Annotated in this window: 1 protein-coding gene and 1 pseudogene; both read right to left on the bottom strand. The window is 46.7% G+C overall.

Annotated elements, in window-relative coordinates; all coding sequences use genetic code 11:
* Positions 1–186: 186 nt before the first annotated feature.
* Complete coding sequence (locus tag VN105_RS10970; RefSeq protein WP_325640756.1) at positions 187–2037, bottom strand: glycoside hydrolase family 2 protein; 1851 nt, start codon at positions 2035–2037, stop codon at positions 187–189.
* Positions 2038–2188: 151 nt separating this feature from the next.
* Positions 2189–2751 (bottom strand): annotated as a pseudogene (locus tag VN105_RS10975) (hypothetical protein); the annotation flags it as partial.

Raw genomic sequence — 2751 nt, forward strand, 5'->3', positions numbered from 1 at the left:
AAAGAATCTTTTGACGAATTCGATATTCAGCTGGAATAAATAAAAAATAGAACCGCATTTATAATGCCTTTTACGAGGGTGTTGTCTTTAACGGTTAATGCATGCTGAGTGAATGCGCTAAGCGCACGACAAGATCGTACGCTTAGCTCATGTAACCACCAGATACCTCACCTGACTGAGGCACCGCTATTCCACCGGATAAAGTCTTGAAATTGAACTGATTTTTTTCTTTTTGCCCATTCTTTCGCTGTTGCGGATAATTGCCTGATTTATCCAGTTCACTTTCTGCATGTCAAACTTTTCCACCCGGCGATCATAGGTCACCAACCCATTGATTTCATGCTCCACATCTGAAGTCTGTGTAAAGATCGCACAGCTTAAACCGCTGTACAGCATACGCTGTTCGATTTCATTGAGCAGATAAACGTAGGTATCCGAGAGTATCTCTTTATTGATCAGGATCTCGTAAGCGTTATTTGCCACGGGCCACATGTGTTCGCGCACAAAAAGCCCTTTTCCACCGAATTCGCCCAAAGATGCGGCCCGATTTTCGTCCGGCTGCGGAAACGCTTTATCTTCCATCTTTCCATAGTGATGCTTATCCACAAAGTCGCCATTACCGGGGTCACCTTTCGCAGGCCGGTATCCGGGCGCGTAATTATAGCCCGAATTGCCGTTTACCAAGCGCGTAGGATCATACTCTTTTGTCCACCTGGTTATATCCGCCACTTCAAATGCCCCCCAGTTTTCGTTGAAAGGCACCCAGGTGACGATCGAGGGAACACTTGTCAGCTGATCCACCATTTGCTTCAGTTCGGTCCGAAACTGTTTACGTACCGCTACTGAATCCGTATCGTCCGGATACCAAAGGTTGGGCATATCCTGCCAGACCATCAGCCCAAGCCGGTCACAGTGATAGTACCAGCGCATGGGTTCCACTTTGATGTGTTTACGGATGACGTTAAATCCAGCCTTTTTCGCCAGTTCAATATCGTAAAGCAAAGCCGCTTCGGTCGGCGCCGTAAAAATCCCATCAGGCCAATACCCTTGATCAAGCACGCCGATCTGAAATTGAAATTTGCCATTTAACAAGGTTCTATTGATGCCGTCCACCTTGCCAATACCGATCGAGCGCATGGCGAAGTAAGAGTCTACCTGATCCACCGTACGCCCCGCTTTATCTTTAAGTTCCACTTTCAGCTGATACAGAAATGGATCATCGGGGCTCCATGGGTGCGGATTGCTTATATCCAGGTAAAATGCTTTGTTATCCGTTCCCGTCGCTGTCGCCACCTGCTTTTTATCCGCATGTGCGGTGGCAACCACCTTCAGGTCATTGCCTTCAGTGAGCGCCGTGAGCTGCAAGCGGTTATTTTTCAGCTCAGGGATCAGTTTCAGCTGCGTGATGTGTTTTTGCTGTACAGGTTCCATCCAGACTGTTTGCCAGATACCTGAGCTAAAGGTATAATCACCTTTATCGCCATTTTTTCCAGATGCTGTTTTACCATCATTCGCATCGTAAGCACCCACGACAAGACTATTGTTCCCCGTCTTTAGGAAATCCGTAATATCGAGGCTAAAAGCATGGTATCCACCTATATGATCACCGACCTTTTTACCGTTCACAAAGATCGTCGCATACTGGTCTACCGCGCCAAAATGCAATAAAATACGTCTGCCCTTCCATGCTGATGGAATGTTGAGACCACGTCTGTACCACAGAAATTTCTCGCCGCTACGGGCAATTCCGGATAGTTCTGACTCAGGGGCAAAAGGCACACGGATTGATTCGGTTTTTGCCGGAAACACCGGTGGGGCTACAGCCTGACGCGGATCCAGCAGCGCACTGCCGCCCATATAATCCCATCGTCCATTGAGATTCTGCCATTCGCTACGCTGCATTTGCGGACGCGGATATTCCGGCAGCGGTATCTCGGCTTTTAATGCCTCGGCCGTCCAGGGGGTGGGCAGTGTAAAATCATCAAGGGATTGCGCTTTTGCCACTTCGAGTGTTAAGTACGCCATGATCAGGATCATCAGTCGACATTTCATTCCGTTCATCATTTCAATTTAGGTATAAGCAAAGATTAGTTGATAACCCAAATATAAGAAAACAAGGGACTAAATCGAATTATTAGATCAATTAGCGTCCTAATTGGCCGAAACTAAGGGCCCAAGCCAGCTGTGTTTACAGCCATTTGTCGATCAGGCCATTTAGAGCACAACACAGTAGAAGGATTCCGGCCCAGACGAGGTATACCACCCCAATGGAATAACCATATTGCGTTAAGGGGCCTGCCGAAGTATAAGACTTTGAAGTAATCAGCATTGCTGCTGGATCTTTTCCTGTTAGCCAAAGTAAAACCATTGCTATAAAATGAATTAAAAATGTGCTGAACAGATAGATAAACAATGGTCTTCTACACAAGGCATAAAACAGGAAAATTTTGTCGCCCCGGCAATTTGTCGTGTAGCCCAGGAAAAGTAATATAGCACCCAAAGTGAGCGAGAGGTAAGCCAACGAAGCCGGATACTTTGTCAGATTCAGAAAAGATAGCACTGATTTCACTGGATCCGCATAGGTATTCCAGCTGACAGGATCCCCATAAGCATTTGTGAGACGAATTATAAAAAATACAACGAGACTACTGTAGCCCGCGAGGAGTAAGAAATTCTTTCGTTTTGCCGGATCTGCATGGCTTACAAACAATTTCCCCATACCATAGCCCAGCATCAGTACCCCCAACCAGG

Source organism: Chitinophaga sp., assembly GCF_035564935.1.
Lineage (GTDB): Bacteria > Bacteroidota > Bacteroidia > Chitinophagales > Chitinophagaceae > Chitinophaga.

Coding starts and splice junctions, on each gene's coding strand:
- VN105_RS10970 (WP_325640756.1), bottom strand. CDS start 2,037: ATGATCCTGATCATGGCGTACTTAACACTCGAAGTGGCAAAAGCGCAA.